Annotated in this window: 1 protein-coding gene; it reads left to right on the plus strand. The window is 55.4% G+C overall.

The genetic code is table 11. The annotated features are described in order from the left end of the window. The coding region (locus ACR0I8_RS22075; RefSeq protein ID WP_480703665.1) for an HlyD family secretion protein at window positions 1–720 on the plus strand (720 nt) is incomplete at its 5' end. Window positions 721–973 lie beyond the last annotated feature (253 nt).

Consider the following 973-nt stretch of genomic DNA (forward strand, 5'->3'; position numbering starts at 1 on the left):
GCCTCTCTCGAAGCACAGCTGGAATTTGGAATTGCACGCCGCGATGACATCATCCGCCTTGCGGACCGGGGCGCATCATCAGAGTTCAAATTGCAGGAGGCAATTTCTACGATTGAGCAACTAGAGGCTGGATTACGGGCCGCCAAAGCGCGCAAGGCAGGTCTTGAACGGCGCATTGCGGCACAAGTGGACGGCGTTGATGTCGGTGTCGTAGAAGTTGAAAACATGCTGGCACAAGCACGTTGGGCGTTGGAGCAGACCGTTGTTCGCGCCCCTGCAGATGGCTTGGTGACGGGCTTATCTTTGCGCCCGGGAAACCGTGTTACGACGCTGCAAGGCGCAATAAACTTCGTTGTGCCGGACGACCGGGTTCTGATTGCCACGCTTCCCTTGAGCAGTCTGCAAAACGTATCCGCAGGGGACAAGATTCGCATCGCAATGCGCAGCGCGCCGGGACAGGAGTTCGAAACAACCATACGGGACATACCTCCGGCAACCAGCGAAGGGGCTTTGGACACCCGAAGCGGTTTGCCCTCGCTGGGCGAACTTGCCGGGTCCGCGGCCTATATCGTGATCGCCGACATTCCGACCGATCTGAACGAAAAGACAACCAAATTGGGCGCATCTGGAACAGCGCTTGTGATTACCGAAGGCGCAGGGGCGATTTCGGCGTTGGCGGAAATCCTGTTCTGGATCACAAAGAAGATGAACTATCTTTGACACCAACTGGCCGAGTTTTTGGCGGGAACGGCTCTGGTATTGAGTGCTTGATACGTCTGCAGAACTATATGAGGGGGAGAATATGCGACGTGCTAAACTAATCGTTGGAATTGCGATAGCTGGGTTTGTGCTTCTGTCAGCGGACAATGCTGTGCATGCACAAAATCTACTCGACAAAGTCACAGAGGGCGTCTCGGGCGCTGCTAAAAAGGTTGGAGATGTCGCGGAGACAACAGGGGAAGCTGTCATCGAC

The organism is Ruegeria sp. BG9, assembly GCF_056538305.1.